The sequence below is a fragment of the Bacillus sp. LNXM12-1 genome, from assembly GCF_003004375.1.
Classification (GTDB): Bacteria; Bacillota; Bacilli; order Bacillales; family Bacillaceae; genus Bacillus.
The window spans coordinates 981,512-995,971 of the sequence record NZ_PVWX01000001.1 but is presented as its reverse complement, the minus strand read 5'-3'; the positions used below and the strand labels follow the sequence as shown (position 1 = coordinate 995,971).

The following is a 14,460-nucleotide window of genomic DNA, read 5'->3' as shown; positions in this document are numbered from 1 at the left end:
AAGGTGCAATGACATTGAATCGAATGATAAAATGGCTTTTATTTGCGGCAGTCATCGCTGGCTTATTGGTATGCGCATTCTTTGTGTTCCGTTTCAACCAGCCTAAGCCGACGACGAACATCCATTATGCAGACACACAAAACAAACAGCAAACACTCGATATGTACATGCCGAAGGGCAAAGAAGACAAAAAGAAGAAGCATCCAGTCATGATCTATCTCCATGGCGGCGGCTGGACAGGCGGCGATAAGAATAGAGTCGCTTCAAAGGCTGATTATTTTACCGGTCAAGGGTATGTGTTTGTTTCAATGAATTACAGGCTTCATCCTGATGCCAACTACGAGCAGATGGCAGATGATACGGCAAACGCCATTAAATGGGTGAAGGATCATGCGGATGAATATCAAATCGATTCATCAAAAATCAATGTCATGGGTCACTCAGCGGGCGGTCATTTGACGGCGCTGGTTGCCACAGATTCAACCTACTTAAAACGTGTGGGGCTGTCGCCAAAAACGATCAATTCCATTGTTGTTCTAGACGGGCCGTTAAACCTCAATCAATTTATACAAGCCATCCCATCGTACAAAAAAGTCTTTGGCAAACAAGAGGAGAATTGGACAAAGGCATCACCTGTCACTTATATGAATCAAAAGAATGCACCTCCTGTCTATTTGGTTACAGGCTGGGAAAACCCTGAGGTGTACAGATTTGCAGAAAAACTGAATCATGATAAAGGTTCTAAGTTTGTCTTTCGGGTCCATTCGCTGAGCCACAGTGACTTGAATAAATGGTTTGGATCAGACAGAGCGCCAAAAGAAGCACAAAAAATGACAGAGGCTGTGATGGCTTTTGTCAAAAAACAAAATCAATAACGAAGACCATATGCTAGGCAATCCATTTTGCCGCAGTATATGATATAGGGTAAATGGTTTGTAATAAAAGGAGTGTATGTCGTTGTCATCACGTATGGAAAATAAAGTGTTCAACTGCGAAAAAGAGCTGACGCTGAATATTATCGGCGGTAAGTGGAAAATGCTGATTTTATGGCACCTTGGCAGAGAGGGGACAAAACGGTTTGGTGAGTTAAAGTCGTTAATGCCTGGGATTACGCAAAGAATGCTTGTCAATCAGTTAAGAGAATTAGAGGAAGATCACATTGTGCATCGGGAGGTTTATCCTGTCGTTCCGCCAAAGGTTGAGTATTCCCTCACAGAACTAGGAGAAAGCTTAATGCCGATTTTAGAGGCGATGTATGATTGGGGAAAACAGTATATCGACAGCAATTTCTTAAAGGATGATAAATAGTAATACATGCAAAAGATACTGGTCGAAAGACAGTATCTTTTTTGTGACCATATGCGAAAAAGTATAGTATGTAAAAAAAAAGTGCGTACTTGGATTGCTTCACTCCTGTTGTTATACTCATTTCATCGTTCAAGATGCATCATTCGCGGAGCTCTTGAAGATGAGATGAAAAACGGGAGTGAACATTGATGAAATTACAATTAGCATTAGATTTAGTGAATATACCAGAAGCGATTGAGCTGATCAAAGAAGTAGAAGCATCTATTGATGTGGTCGAAATTGGGACACCTGTTGTGATCAACGAAGGCTTGCGTGCCGTCAAAGAAGTCAAACAGGCATTTCCAAACTTACGTGTACTCGCCGATCTGAAAATTATGGATGCGGCCGGTTATGAAGTGCAGCAGGCATCTGAAGCTGGAGCAGATATCGTGACCATTCTTGCAGCGGCAGAAGATATGTCCATTCAAGGAGCCGTGAAAGAAGCGAAAGCAAGAGGGAAACAGATTTTAGTGGATATGATAGGTATCAAAGATATCGCTGGCCGGGCAAAAGAGCTGGATGAGCTTGGAGTCGACTATATTTGTGTGCACACAGGCTATGATCTGCAAGCGGTTGGTCAAAACTCATTTGCTGACCTTCTGACCATTAAACAAGTCGTCAAACAAGCGAAAACAGCGATTGCAGGCGGAATTAAGCTTGATACGTTACCTGAAGTCGTAAAATTAAATCCTGATTTGATCATTGTCGGCGGTGGTATCGCAAGCCAGGATAATAAAGCAGAAGTAGCCGCACAAATGAAGCAGCTGATCGCACAATCATGAAGACCAGTGACTATGTGAAAGCCATTTTAAATGAGCTTTCTGAGCACTCGCCGGATATTCAAGACGAACAGGCAGAGCGCCTTGTCTCAAGCATTTTAACTGCAAGAAAGGTCTTTGTGTCAGGGGCTGGCAGGTCTGGTTTGATGGGAAAATCATTTGCCATGAGACTCACACATATTGGCGTCAAGGCTTATGTGATCGGTGAGACCAATACTCCTTCCTTTACAGAAGAAGATCTCTTGATTGTGGGGAGCGGCTCTGGTCGAACAGAGACCTTGCTTGTCCTTGCAAAAAAGGCAAAAGCAATTGGCGGAAAAGTGGCAGCTTTCACGCTTTCAGCTGAGTCACCTCTAGCTGATCTATCGGATGAAGTCATTTTACTGTCAGGTGCGCCAAAGGATCAAAAGGAAGGAAGCCATCATACCATGCAGCCAATGGGCTCACTATTTGAGCAATTGCTTCTTCTGACATACGATGCGGTCATTTTACGTTTAATGGAAATAAAAGAGCTCGACACACATAAAATGTATGGTCACCATGCAAATTTAGAATAGTCATTTTCAAAGCCTTTCCTTTCTTAGAAGGAGAGGCTTTTTTTATCTAAATCAAGAGCAGAATCTTGACATCATCGATTGGATGTAACTATAATAGTTACATCGTTAAAGAAAAAGCGTAAGCATGGAAGGAAGATAAAGATGAAAGTACAAATCTGGTCAGATATCGCCTGTCCTTTTTGTTATATAGGAAAAAAACAGCTAGAAACAGCGCTTGAACAATTCCCTCAGAAGGAGCAGGTAGAAATAGAGTTTAAAAGCTTTGAGCTTGATCCGCATGCACCTGCTCAGGTCGATTATGATGTCCATGATATGCTCGTCAAAAAATATGGGATGAGCCGCAGCCAGGCCATGGCGATGAATGAGCAGGTGAAGCAGGCCGGCAAAGAGAAAGGAATCGATTTTCAATTTGATCCACTCGTGTTGACAAACACCTTTGATGCCCATCGATTGGCGCAATATGCTGGTCAAATGGGGAAAGGCGATTTCGTCATGGGAGAGCTGTTTCAAGCGTATTTTACAGATGGAAAGCATGTTGGTGATCGTCAAACCCTTTTAGAAATTGCAGAAAAAGCAGGTCTTGATTTGAAGGATGTGCAGCAAGTTCTAGACGGCGAAGATTTTGCAGATCATGTACGAAAAGACGAAAAAGAGGCGAGACAGCTTGGCATTTCTGCTGTTCCTTTTTTCTTATTGAATGGCAAATATTCAGTGGCAGGTGCACAGCCAGCCGATACCTTCCTTCGTGCACTTGAAGCGGCATGGACAGAAGAAGCAGCTCAAGCTGAGAAAGCGGCTGCCAATGCATTTGAAGCAGCATGTGCAGATGGCGTATGCGCAGTGCCTGCCCCTAAAGAAGAGATCTAATCATATAAAAAATGAGCCTCCTGCGGCAAGGGCTCATTTTTTTCTTGCATTCATTTGTTTGATCGTTTCACCTGGAACCAATTCAGGTTCGTAAAAGGTTTGATGAGGGAGATTCTTTTTTCCTTGAACTTTTTTAATCATCCAGTCTGCCGCATCCCGGCCCATTTGCTCCTGAGGGTGGGTCAATGTTGTCAGCTTCACATGGGCATTTTTCTGGGCAATATACGAATTATCCTGTCCAATAATGGAGAGATCCTCTGGAATGGACAGCCCGATGTCACTGCATACATTGGCAACTTCTAATCCAACCTCGTCGTTATAGCAAACAAGGGCAGTCAGCTCATGCTGATGCTCTATTAAGAAAGTTTTGATATCATCTCCCAAATGCTGCTTCGATTCTGTATCGAAAAAGAGGACGTGCTCAGGCAGAAAATTAAGCTTGGCTTCACCGAGCGCTTGAATATATCCCTTCATTCGGTACTTTCCCTGTAAGTCATCTGTTTTTGAGATCAGGCCGATTTGCTTATGTCCAGAGGTGATCAGCTCTTTTGTGGCTAAATAACTGGATTTCACATCATCTAAACAGAGAAAAGGAACCTCTAACTGCTCATAATAGGCATTGATCATAATGAGCGGTACATCCTGTTCTTTAAAAGATAGGTAGTACGAGATGTTCGGATTATATAAATTGCTTTTCGTCGGCTCGACAATGAGTCCGTCCACACCAAAGGACAGCATCATTTCTAGCGCTTTTTTCTCCTGTTCCACATCATTATTCGTACTTGCCAGTAACAGAGAATAGTTCTCTTCGTTTAATCGGCTTTCAATGCCTCGAATAATAGAAGGGAAAATGTAATCGGATATGTATGTCGTGATAACCCCAATCGTTTTCATATGTGCATGTCCAGCAGGCTTTGTTTGATATTGATTGGTCACAAATGTACCTGAGCCCTTTTCACTTCGCAAAAACCCTTCGCTCGACAATTCTAAGATGGCCTTTCGAACCGTATGCCTGCTCACTTGATACATCTCCTGCAGGCTTGATTCGGTTGGAATGCGTTCCCCGATCCGGTAATCCCCTGTGAGTATTTTGCTTTTTATATCATCGATAATGATCTGGTACTTCTTTTTCATCGTTTCACTTCTTTCTCAGTTGATCATCTACTCGGATTGAGAAGAAATTGTATGGACATATTTTAACATGGTTGTCGAATCAAAAACAGGCGCTTTCCCTTTCTGTCGTGTTAGCTTTAGAAAAGTGAAGGTTTTTGTCATATTGTGTATGTACAATTATATTTAATGTTGACATATGTACGTACAAATATTATATTGTGAATGTGCACAGAGAATCAATGAATCTAGAAAATTAAAAATGAAACCGCTATCAATTATGGAGGTGAACGCAGAATGGATCATGAAGAGACGACCAAAGCCTTAAAAGAAGGACGGACATCTTTAGGGATTGAATTTGGTTCAACACGAATTAAAGCCATTTTAATAGATGAAGCGTTTCAGCCAATTGCTCAAGGTACATTTGAATGGGAAAATTCTCTCCAGGAAGGAATTTGGACGTACAACTTAATTGATATCATTACAGGTCTTCAAGTGGCGTACCGGGAGATGAAAGAGCAAGTCGAGCAAAGGTATGGCGTGACCATTCAAAGCATTGGCTCAATTGGAGTATCAGCTATGATGCATGGCTATGTGGCATGTGATCATACAGGAGAGGTCCTCGTTCCATTCCGAACATGGCGGAATGCAACAACCATTGAGGCGAGTCAAAAACTGACGGATGTCTTCCAATTTCATATTCCAGAAAGATGGAGCATTGCCCATCTGTATCAAGCGATATTAGAGGAGGAAAAACATCTTTCCCGTTTAGAATATATGACCACCCTATCAGGGTACATTCACTGGCTGTTAACCGGAAAGCAGGCCATTGGCATTGGTGATGCGTCAGGCATGTTTCCAATTGATGAACAAACGAAGGATTACAATGAAGTAATGCTCCATCAATTTGAAGACTTGATCGTAGAAAAAGGCTACCCGTGGAAGCTGCGTCACCTTCTGCCACGTGTTTATTTAGCAGGCGAGGAGGCTGGCGTGTTAACGGCAGCAGGAGCAGCCATTTTAGATCAAGGCAAACACTTGAAGCCAGGCATTCCATTTTGCCCCCCGGAAGGTGACGCCGGAACGGGAATGGTGGCAACAAAAAGTGTAGAAAAACGGACAGGGAACATTTCAGTTGGGACATCTGTTTTTGCCATGATTGTGCTAGAGCAGGAGCTAAAGGGTGTGTATCCAGAAGTGGATATGGTCACAACACCAGACGGACTGCCAGTCGCAATGGTTCATGCGAACAACTGTACAAGTGACTTAAATGCTTGGATGAATATATTCAGAGAGGCATTTGAAGCATTGGGCATGCAAGTGGCATCAGAAAAGGTATACGAAGCCTTATTGCAGCAGGCGTTAGAAGCAGATCGAGATGGCGGCGGACTCTTAAGCTATGGCTATTATTCTGGTGAAAATATTACGAGACTGCCAGAAGGAAGGCCTCTTTTTGTCAGATCAGCTGAAAGCCGCTTTAATCTGGCTAATTTCATGCGTACCCATCTTTTTTCTGCTTTTGGTGCAATGAAAATAGGGATGGATCGTTTAAAAGAACATGAACAGGTTGTGATTGATCGTTTACTAGGGCATGGGGGGTTATTTAAAACCCCGCTTGTTGGTCAAAAAATGGTGGCCGCAGCGCTTGATACACCTGTATCAGTCGTTTCCACTGCGGGAGAAGGCGGTGCGTTTGGGATGGCTGTCCTTGCTTCCTATATGGTCCATCATCAAAAGCAAACATTGGCTGAATTTCTCACGCATCAAGTGTTTGCCCATACATCAGAAGAGCTCATGGAACCCGACCCGCTTGATGTCAAAGGCTTTGACGAATTTTTAAAGCGCTATCAAGAGGGCCTTGCGATTGAAGAAGCGGCAGTAGCACATCTGATTCCAAAGAAAGGAGTGACAACCGTATGCTAGAGCGCTTAAAAGAAGAAGTATTTGAAGCAAATTTAGATTTGCCGAAATACGGACTTGTGAAATTTACATGGGGCAATGTCAGTGCGTGTGATCGTGACAGCGGTCTATTTGTTATTAAGCCGAGCGGTATAGCGTATGACCAATTATCAGCAAAAGACATGGTTGTGGTCGACTTTGACGGTGAAGTAGTGGAAGGGGAATTCAGTCCTTCATCAGATACAGCAACACATGCTGTTCTTTACAAACACTTTGAGGAAATTGGCGGTATATCACATAGCCATTCCATGTGGGCAACCGTTTGGGCGCAGGCAGGTCTTGATTTACAGGCAATGGGCACAACACATGCCGATACATTTTACGGCGCTGTTCCGTGTGCTCGATTTCTGACAGAAGAAGAAGTCAACCGCGGTTATGAGGTAGAAACGGGCCGGCTGATCATCGAAACGTTTGAGGAAAGAAACCTAGATGTGATGGCGGTGCCGGGTGTATTGCTTCAAGGTCACGGCCCATTCACGTGGGGAAAAGATGCAAAAAGTGCGGTCACAAACAGTGTGATTTTAGATGAAGTCGCCAAAATGAATCTGTTCGCAAAGCAATTAAACGAATACGCGGAGCCTCTCCCGCAACGAATTTTAGATAAACATTACTTAAGAAAACACGGAGAACATGCGTATTACGGACAAAAACCTTCAAGATAAAGAAAAGAGGGATTTCTATGTTAACAAGTCAACATAAAGAATGCTGGTTTATTGTTGGATCGCAGCATTTATATGGAGATGAAGCACTGCAGAAAGTAAAAGCAGATGCTCAAAAGATGACGGATGCCTTAAATGAGAGCGGTTTACTTCCTTACCCAGTGATCCTTCAGGAGCTGGCTGTCAGCGCGGATCAAATCACAAAGCTCATGAAAGAAGTCAATTATCGCGATGAGGTTGTCGGCGTGATGACATGGATGCATACATTTTCACCGGCAAAAATGTGGATACGCGGAACCGATCTCTTGCAGAAGCCTCTTTTGCATCTTGTCACACAGTATTATGAGAAGATTCCGTGGGACACGATCGACATGGACTATATGAATCTTCATCAATCTGCCCATGGAGATAGAGAATATGGCTATATCAATGCGCGCTTAAATAAACAAAATCAAATTGTCGCCGGTCATTGGTCTAAGCCGGATGTGCAGCAGCAAATCGCTGATTGGATGGACGTGGCGGCTGCTTATCATGAGAGCTTTCAGATTAAAGTAGCTAGGTTTGGTGACAACATGCGCCACGTGGCTGTAACAGAAGGCGATAAAATTGAAGCCCAGATTCAATTAGGGTGGACTGTTGATTACTTTGGAATAGGCGATCTCGTCGAATATGTAAATGTAGTAGAAGAAGCAGAGGTAGATGCATTATTTGCGGAGTATTTAACGCAATATGATGTGGATTATGGAACGTATTCAGTTGAAGAATGGGAAAAAAGTGTCAAGGTGCAAGCGCGTTATGAAATTGCCATCAAACGCTTCTTAGATGAAGGCGGCTACAATGCCTTTACGACAAACTTTGAAGATTTACATGGAATGAAACAGCTGCCAGGACTTGCGGTACAGCGGCTAATGGCAAAGGGATATGGCTTTGCTGGGGAAGGCGATTGGAAAACTGCTGCACTGGACCGATTATTAAAGGTGATGAGTCATCATCAATCCACTGGTTTTATGGAGGACTACACGTATGAAATGACCTCTGGACAGGAAGCGGTGCTGCAATCTCATATGTTAGAAGTAGATCCAGCGCTCGCCCATACGAAACCAGTGATTGTCGTATCTCCACTTGGTATCGGAAACAGGGAAGATCCAGCGCGTCTTGTGTTTGATGGAAAAGCAGGCGAAGGTGTTGTTGTTTCCATTGCTGACTTTGGAACCCATTTCAAATGGCTCATACAAGAAGTCGAAGCCTTTGAGCCGGAGGAAGCAGCACCTCATTTACCGGTTGCACGTGTGCTCTGGAAAATCAAGCCGAATTTTCAGGACGGAGTCAAAGCATGGATTAAGCAAGGCGGGGGTCATCATACAGTCGTATCCCTCAATTTAACGGTTGATCAAATTGTTCATTTTACAAAGCTTGTTCATGCAGAATATGTGGTTTTATAGAAGGGTGAAACGTCTTCTACTGTTTACAGTAGAAGCACCGGGAGAAATGAAAGCGGTTAATTAAGTGAGGGGGTCATCCACTTGGAGAAAAAAGTGTCAAGCAAATTTATCTTCTTTTTCGGGTCCTTTGCAGGCATCTTATTCGGATATGATATTGGGATTATTGCAGGGGCAGAGGGACATATTCAGCAAGAATTTCAGCTCAGCCCATTATGGCTTGGAATCGTTGTCTCTTCATTAATGGGCGGGGCCATCATTGGCTCCATTTTAAGCGGTCTCTTAGGGGATAAATTTGGCCGCAGAAAGCTTATTTTGGTCTCATCCGTTATCTTTTTTGTCGGAGCGATCGGATCAGCTATTGCACCAGAAGAGATTTCATTAACCATTGCACGTATCTTTTTAGGAACAGCCGTTGGTACAGCCTCATCTTTGGTGCCGGCATACATGTCTGAAATTGCTCCTGCTAAAATTCGCGGGAAATTGTCTGGGCTCAATCAGCTCATGATCGTGAGCGGACTATTGCTGAGCTATATTGTCGCGTTTGTGTTTGAACCTATTCCAGACAGCTGGCGCTGGATGCTGGGAAGTGCCGCTTTATTTGCTATCGTGCTTTATATTGGTATGCTGAGGCTCCCTGAATCTCCGAGATATTTAATTAAACACGGAATGGCTCATAAAGCACGGGAGGTATTAGGATCACTGCGTTCTTCCCGTGAAGAAATCGAAGCAGAAATGCAGGAAATTTTAGAAGTCGCGAAAGAAGAACGCTCTGGTATTCGTGAATTGTTCCAAAAGAAATTCAGAATGGCTCTTTTCATCGGGGTTGGGATGGCGACCCTTCAGCAAATTCAAGGCGCGAACTCCATTGTGTATTATGCAACGAGTATTGCTCGGAATGTAGGCCTTGCGCCGCAGGTCGCAGCAGGCTTTACAGTCATTGTCGGTGTCATTTTCGTCGTGACAACCGTTATCTTTTTACAATTTGTCGACAGGTTCGACCGCCGAACGATTCTCACCGTAGGGGGCACAGGTATGGCACTTTCCTTCTTTGCACCAGCGGCATTAGGTGCACTTGGCGTTAGTGAAGGGATTTTAAACTGGGTGACATTGATTTCCCTTTGCTGCTTTATCTTGTGTTACGCCTTCTCATGGGCACCGATCACGTGGATCATCATCGGCGAAATCTTCCCGCTTTCTGTTAGAGGTATCGGAGCAGGTATCTCATCTGCCTTTAACTGGACGGGATCGTTAGCAGTTGGACTCGTTTTCCCTATCTTAGCTGATAAGTTCAGCTTTGGGGTCATTTTCTCCTCATTTGGTGTCATCTGCTTAATCGGACTATTGTTCACCCGCTTTGTACTAGTTGAAACAAAAGGAAGAAGCTTAGAGCAAATCGAAACCGATATGGCAGCACGTGTATAAAGAAACCCCTCTATCCCATGTGGATAGAGGGGTTTTTTACTCAAGCGTCTGTTTTAGCTCAGCGGGCAATAAATCAATCAATTGATCATAAGAAGATAAATCCAGCACTTCAAGCAGCGCATAATATTTCGCATAAACCTCACTCAACTGATCAGGATGATTCGTTTCATATCGATTCAAATGCAATTGAGTCAGTTCAAGTGCAATGTCTAGCTTGTTTCGTTCGATTGGTTGTGTCGTATTGATCATATCGTTCACCTCGTATTTGATAAGTGGGAAGGTTATGGGCCACAATTTCTTCTACCACAATATATCATATTGTATAATATGTTAAAATTGCCCTTTTGTAAAGAAAGAGAAAACGAGATGAATAGTGGATTTTTTTAAAAATAGACAAGCATCTAGTCACGAAATGCGCTTCTTACATACGATAGAGTGTAAGTGAAAGACAACTTGAAGGGGTGTTGAGATGAGCCGAAATCGATTAGATGACTTTTTCTTTGGTCCTCGCAGAGGAAACCAAGGAGGAGATGAAACGGTTGTTTTCCCCACACGTCAAATTGTCAACACGACAACGAATGAACAAACCATCAGAAAAATTCATCCAACGCATATCACAAACGTCAATAAAAACATCAAAAGAATTGAAAACTACTACCCTGTCACTCAATCTACTCATAACGAGTACATTGTGGAAGAATACGATTGCGGCAGGGATATCAAAAAACCTTGCTGCCGTCCAGTGAAACGCTGTAAGTGGTAATGTGATCGAGAAAAAGAAGAGAGGCATCCTTTTATGGGATGCCTTTTGTATGTCTAACGTTCCACTTCGTTTAATTGTCCTTGATCCAGCTGGAAGAAACGATTTCCTAATTCTGAATAAAGGTAGCGCTGATGGCTGGTAAATAAAACACATCGATGTGAGAATTCTTTTTTTAATAAAGAAATCGATTGTATCTGTGAGGCCTCATCAAGAGAGGTAAAAGGCTCATCAAGAATGATCAGCTCTGGAGATCTTGCCACCATACAATTAAAGAAAAGTTTATATCTCATGCCCAATGAATACTGTTTGACTGGCATCTTTAGGGCATGCGTTAAATCAAATGCATCACAAAGCGTTAGAAAGGTCTCTTTGTATAACTCTTTTTCTGACTTGTTCATTTTCCATAAAGACTGAACAAGCTCCATGTGCTCAAGACCAGTGAGCGTATCATAGACTAAAGGCTTATCAGGGATGTACGCCACCAGACTTTTATATTGAGTGGTCCTGGGGTGAAGCTGTTTGTTGAGTAAAATCGTTTCTGATACAGATGGAAGCAGACCAGCGATGATCTTTAAAAGAGTCGATTTACCGCTGCCGTTCTTTCCAATGATACAAGCTCGATCACTTCCTTTCAGATCAAACGAAACTTGATCGAGAAGGAGAGAGCTTTCTTCTGTTGTTTCATAGCGAAAAGATAGCTGAGACACTTGAAGACTAGCCATTGATGAATCCTCCAATAACAAACACAGTGGTCACCAGCATATACAAGATCACTGTCGCAAGGGCAGCCTTTTTCGACCCTTCTGCATAGTAAATGATGCCATCATAAAGGATGCGCAAAAGATATAAGTTGATGAAGAAGGAAATTGCTTGGATCAAGATAAAATAGTGGTCTAATTGTAACACCATCACACAATAGATCGCTGCACTATTCACTAATAAAAGAAATGCATTATAAACCAAAATGACAAGATACATTTTGCGTAAAATAAAAGCTTTATGAAAAAAATACATATAAATTGAAGTGAGAACAGTACTGAGAAAATTCAAAATGAAATAAAGCGGGATCGTCAGCAAAAAAATAAAAACAATGCTGGCTACTTGTTTTCCAGCAGGTAACGGTTCATCTACTAACAAATCAATAATAAAAAATGTTAAAAAGACAGTCGAAACAAATAATGATAGTAAGACAAGGCCTACAATGGTTTTAATCGATTGATTCTGATTGAAAAATTCCTTAGGTCGTAGAAGTAGCTCCATGGAACCACATTCCCCTTTCTTCTATGGTAGATGTACATGGCTAACGTATTCCTCTAAAAGAGATGCTGCGAATAAGAGAACAATTGCTGCAAAAATCAATTGAAGCACAGTCACAGTCAACTTTTTTAAATCAATTGTTTCTCCTTTTATAAATCGATAAAGATAAATAAAAGGAAAAGAGCTGACAATTGAAAACAGGATGAAACCAAGAATCTCTACGAAAGCATGAGGCAGTAATCCTGTGAATATCTGCTGCACTTCTTGATTGACAATCAAATACTGAACTAGTTTGCCAATAATGTATCCGTTGTAAAAAAGAATGCCAGCAGCCATGATGCCGCCTGTAAAAGCTCCGATCCCTAATATCGCCATCCCAACTTGCAAATTGTTTAAGAAAATAGATAGAAAAAACATCTCTTCATCCTTTTTTAAATAAGGAATCTGATCATAAGGAAGAAGGCTACCAATCAGCACTGCTGCAATAAAGATAGCAGCATAAATGTAGCCGAGGCGTAAAATCAGTCTATTCTCCGATAGAAAATATCTTATTTTTTTCAACATACTCAATCCCTTTATAGATGGTCTTGCGGCATAACACCCAGCAGATCAATGAAACGATCACAAAATATAAAGCAAACAGAAAGTTTATGAGACCTGAGGATTGCTGCAAAATAGGTAGAAAAGAGGTCAAGATCATGTAGTACATAAAAGGTAATACAAGAAAGTTTCTTGCAAAAGCCTGCCCTTTATCGATAACTTCTATTTCCTCATTGGTTGTCCCTATTTCATGCTCATGAATAAAATTGAATTTCGTTGTAAATGGAAACAAGTAAAGCTGAATCAAAGGGAAAATGAAAAAACCAATCCCTAATGCCACAAATTGAATGAGCATCTGAATATCAAAAAGCTGATATACACCCATGATTGATAGATTAATGAATAGCAGAAAGAGAGCTGGTATGGAAAATAAACAATAAAATAACTGGATTTTTGATAAGAAAAACTGAATAAGAGATGTTTGAGAAAGCTCAAAAAGCCAAATATTCTTTTTTTCAGCACTTAAAGAAAAAATAGAAGGGGTCAGCATTCTCATCTCATACGTTTGATTTGCTAAAATCATCACATTTAATGTAAAAAGCAGCTGAATCTGCAAAGCCGGATGATTAATAATGGAGATCAAACTAGTCATAACCCCGATATAAAAGAAGGCTTCATATGACATAAACATATAATTAAAAAACTCTTTAGACAGCAGCCATCTTTTTTCTTTTAACACCTTGAGGTCTTTTTGGATCAACATATTCTTTTGAAACAGCGAGCCTTGAATTTTATTAAGTACTTGAAAGTACCAATAAAATAAATCTCGAAAATGTGTTGAGTTTTGATCATGATCTTTCCCAGTTGGAATCCAGCGTACAGGACTCTTCATGACGAGTATAGCTGCTAATATCACCACGAAAAATGTGACAGGTGAAGTGAAAAGCGCTTGAAATTGTAGAAATACAGAATCCTTTGAGAATAAAGCATGATGGATATGCTGAAGATCATTTTGATATAAAGCCACCAAATTGTTGGAAAGTGTAATCCAAAACGAATCCTCTGCAAGCGATGAAATCGACTGAAAAAGTTGTTGGAAGGTGTGATAAAAAGGGAAAATAATGTTCAATATCAGGACTCTTCCAAATAAGAAAAAAAGTAAAGAGATGCTTGCGAAAAAAAGAACACGAATGATCCCGATTTTTTTCACGACAATATTATAGATGTAAGCACCAAATATCTTATTGCTGACGATAAATAGGAAGAAACCTGTCAACATGACATTGAGATGCTTTAACCAGAATATCCAATCATGTGTTGGAGCAATAGAATATTGAAACAGAAAATAGATTAAATAAGTACTCAAACTGGTCAACATCAACCAGATCAGTTCTGAAAACAAAAGCGTTTGGAAAAGGTGTCTTGAGGAAACAGGTGCAAGCTGTATCAATTCTTCAAAAGGAAGAATATGAGTTCTTCTATAAGATTCAATCCCTTTGACGATAGAGAAAAGAAACAAAAATATCACAAAAGCACTTTCCCATTCTATTTGATAGATCGGAGAGTAAAGAAATGAAGAAATAACGATTACAATCATACATCCGAATAAAGTATCAAGGATACAAGAAAATAATATGTACTGTTTAGAAGAAAACGATGTGAAAAATGGAACCTTACGTATTATAAACTGAGCTAGATTTGAATATTGTTGTTGAATTCTAATTGATAGAAGTAGTGATAATAATGGATATAACATCT

16 protein-coding genes are annotated in these 14,460 nt (G+C 41.2%); 10 read left to right on the top strand and 6 right to left on the bottom strand.

Annotated elements, in window-relative coordinates; translation table 11 throughout:
* Window positions 1-8: 8 nt before the first annotated feature.
* The 5 genes from C6Y07_RS05265 (at window position 9) to C6Y07_RS05245 (ending at window position 3,550) form a co-directional block, all read left to right on the top strand.
* On the top strand, window positions 9-875 hold the full coding sequence (locus C6Y07_RS05265) for an alpha/beta hydrolase (protein WP_106156311.1): 867 nt from the start codon (window positions 9-11) through the stop codon (window positions 873-875).
* 76 nt (window positions 876-951) lie between these two features.
* Window positions 952-1,308 (top strand): transcriptional activator HxlR, encoded by a 357-nt coding sequence (gene hxlR / locus C6Y07_RS05260; RefSeq protein ID WP_060596621.1) that lies wholly within the window; start codon window positions 952-954, stop codon window positions 1,306-1,308.
* A 188-nt stretch (window positions 1,309-1,496) separates the two neighbouring features.
* A complete protein-coding gene (hxlA, locus tag C6Y07_RS05255) occupies window positions 1,497-2,129 on the top strand; it encodes a 3-hexulose-6-phosphate synthase (RefSeq protein ID WP_060596622.1) in 633 nt (210 codons plus the stop codon).
* Window positions 2,126-2,683, top strand: coding sequence for a 6-phospho-3-hexuloisomerase (hxlB, locus tag C6Y07_RS05250; RefSeq protein ID WP_106156309.1), 558 nt, complete (start codon window positions 2,126-2,128; stop codon window positions 2,681-2,683). Before hxlA ends, hxlB begins: the two co-directional genes overlap by 4 nt.
* A gap of 141 nt (window positions 2,684-2,824) precedes the next feature.
* Window positions 2,825-3,550, top strand: a complete 726-nt coding sequence (locus C6Y07_RS05245; RefSeq protein ID WP_106156307.1) for a DsbA family oxidoreductase — start codon at window positions 2,825-2,827, stop codon at window positions 3,548-3,550.
* A 33-nt stretch (window positions 3,551-3,583) separates the two neighbouring features.
* Here C6Y07_RS05245 and C6Y07_RS05240 read toward each other — a convergent pair whose 3' ends face one another.
* Complete coding sequence (locus C6Y07_RS05240) at window positions 3,584-4,684, bottom strand: GntR family transcriptional regulator (protein ID WP_106156305.1); 1,101 nt, start codon at window positions 4,682-4,684, stop codon at window positions 3,584-3,586.
* A gap of 273 nt (window positions 4,685-4,957) precedes the next feature.
* Between C6Y07_RS05240 and C6Y07_RS05235 the strand changes: the two genes are divergently transcribed.
* From C6Y07_RS05235 to C6Y07_RS05220, 4 genes are all read left to right on the top strand, one after another.
* Entirely contained in the window at window positions 4,958-6,583 is a 1,626-nt protein-coding gene (locus C6Y07_RS05235) for a xylulokinase (protein WP_106156304.1), read from the top strand.
* Complete coding sequence (locus tag C6Y07_RS05230; RefSeq protein WP_034661424.1) at window positions 6,577-7,281, top strand: L-ribulose-5-phosphate 4-epimerase; 705 nt, start codon at window positions 6,577-6,579, stop codon at window positions 7,279-7,281. The genes C6Y07_RS05235 and C6Y07_RS05230 overlap by 7 nt, the downstream gene beginning before the upstream one ends.
* A 17-nt stretch (window positions 7,282-7,298) precedes the next feature.
* Window positions 7,299-8,720: an L-arabinose isomerase gene (gene araA, locus C6Y07_RS05225; RefSeq protein WP_106156302.1), complete on the top strand. Its 1,422-nt coding sequence runs from the start codon at window positions 7,299-7,301 to the stop codon at window positions 8,718-8,720.
* Between the two features lie 81 nt (window positions 8,721-8,801).
* On the top strand, window positions 8,802-10,142 hold the full coding sequence (locus C6Y07_RS05220) for a sugar porter family MFS transporter (RefSeq protein WP_066030630.1): 1,341 nt from the start codon (window positions 8,802-8,804) through the stop codon (window positions 10,140-10,142).
* A gap of 36 nt (window positions 10,143-10,178) precedes the next feature.
* Here C6Y07_RS05220 and C6Y07_RS05215 read toward each other — a convergent pair whose 3' ends face one another.
* Window positions 10,179-10,391 (bottom strand): hypothetical protein, encoded by a 213-nt coding sequence (locus C6Y07_RS05215; RefSeq protein ID WP_060596628.1) that lies wholly within the window; start codon window positions 10,389-10,391, stop codon window positions 10,179-10,181.
* A 220-nt stretch (window positions 10,392-10,611) separates the two neighbouring features.
* Here C6Y07_RS05215 and C6Y07_RS05210 point away from each other — a divergent pair, with 220 nt between their 5' ends.
* The gene (locus C6Y07_RS05210; protein ID WP_034661411.1) at window positions 10,612-10,905 is read left to right on the top strand and encodes a spore coat protein; all 294 of its coding nucleotides are present in this window, start codon (window positions 10,612-10,614) and stop codon (window positions 10,903-10,905) included.
* A 53-nt stretch (window positions 10,906-10,958) separates the two neighbouring features.
* On the opposite strand, the gene C6Y07_RS05205 is transcribed toward C6Y07_RS05210, so the two are convergent.
* The 4 genes from C6Y07_RS05205 to C6Y07_RS19050 are packed head-to-tail and all read right to left on the bottom strand — an operon-like array spanning window position 10,959 to window position 13,831.
* On the bottom strand, window positions 10,959-11,627 hold the full coding sequence (locus tag C6Y07_RS05205; RefSeq protein WP_106071797.1) for an ATP-binding cassette domain-containing protein: 669 nt from the start codon (window positions 11,625-11,627) through the stop codon (window positions 10,959-10,961).
* Entirely contained in the window at window positions 11,620-12,165 is a 546-nt protein-coding gene (locus tag C6Y07_RS05200) for a hypothetical protein (RefSeq protein ID WP_066030632.1), read from the bottom strand. Before C6Y07_RS05200 ends, C6Y07_RS05205 begins: the two co-directional genes overlap by 8 nt.
* Before the next feature lie 21 nt (window positions 12,166-12,186).
* Window positions 12,187-12,726 carry a stage II sporulation protein M gene (locus C6Y07_RS05195; protein WP_223249893.1) on the bottom strand — a complete coding sequence of 180 codons (540 nt, stop codon included), beginning with the start codon at window positions 12,724-12,726 and terminating at the stop codon, window positions 12,187-12,189.
* Window positions 12,689-13,831 (bottom strand): hypothetical protein, encoded by a 1,143-nt coding sequence (locus C6Y07_RS19050; RefSeq protein WP_223254132.1) that lies wholly within the window; start codon window positions 13,829-13,831, stop codon window positions 12,689-12,691. Before C6Y07_RS19050 ends, C6Y07_RS05195 begins: the two co-directional genes overlap by 38 nt.
* Window positions 13,832-14,460: the final 629 nt, after the last annotated feature.

Bases quoted from the DNA above. Each gene is read 5' to 3' on its own strand.
- hxlA (WP_060596622.1), top strand. From the start codon at position 1,497: ATGAAATTACAATTAGCATTAGATTTAGTGAATATACCAGAAGCGATT.
- C6Y07_RS05235 (WP_106156304.1), top strand. From the start codon at position 4,958: ATGGATCATGAAGAGACGACCAAAGCCTTAAAAGAAGGACGGACATCT.
- araA (WP_106156302.1), top strand. From the start codon at position 7,299: ATGTTAACAAGTCAACATAAAGAATGCTGGTTTATTGTTGGATCGCAG.
- C6Y07_RS05205 (WP_106071797.1), bottom strand. From the start codon at position 11,627: ATGGCTAGTCTTCAAGTGTCTCAGCTATCTTTTCGCTATGAAACAACA.
- C6Y07_RS05200 (WP_066030632.1), bottom strand. From the start codon at position 12,165: ATGGAGCTACTTCTACGACCTAAGGAATTTTTCAATCAGAATCAATCG.
- C6Y07_RS05265 (WP_106156311.1), top strand. From the start codon at position 9: ATGACATTGAATCGAATGATAAAATGGCTTTTATTTGCGGCAGTCATC.
- C6Y07_RS05195 (WP_223249893.1), bottom strand. From the start codon at position 12,726: ATGTTGAAAAAAATAAGATATTTTCTATCGGAGAATAGACTGATTTTA.
- C6Y07_RS05215 (WP_060596628.1), bottom strand. From the start codon at position 10,391: ATGATCAATACGACACAACCAATCGAACGAAACAAGCTAGACATTGCA.
- hxlB (WP_106156309.1), top strand. From the start codon at position 2,126: ATGAAGACCAGTGACTATGTGAAAGCCATTTTAAATGAGCTTTCTGAG.
- C6Y07_RS05230 (WP_034661424.1), top strand. From the start codon at position 6,577: ATGCTAGAGCGCTTAAAAGAAGAAGTATTTGAAGCAAATTTAGATTTG.
- C6Y07_RS05210 (WP_034661411.1), top strand. From the start codon at position 10,612: ATGAGCCGAAATCGATTAGATGACTTTTTCTTTGGTCCTCGCAGAGGA.
- C6Y07_RS05245 (WP_106156307.1), top strand. From the start codon at position 2,825: ATGAAAGTACAAATCTGGTCAGATATCGCCTGTCCTTTTTGTTATATA.
- C6Y07_RS05240 (WP_106156305.1), bottom strand. From the start codon at position 4,684: ATGAAAAAGAAGTACCAGATCATTATCGATGATATAAAAAGCAAAATA.
- hxlR (WP_060596621.1), top strand. From the start codon at position 952: ATGTCGTTGTCATCACGTATGGAAAATAAAGTGTTCAACTGCGAAAAA.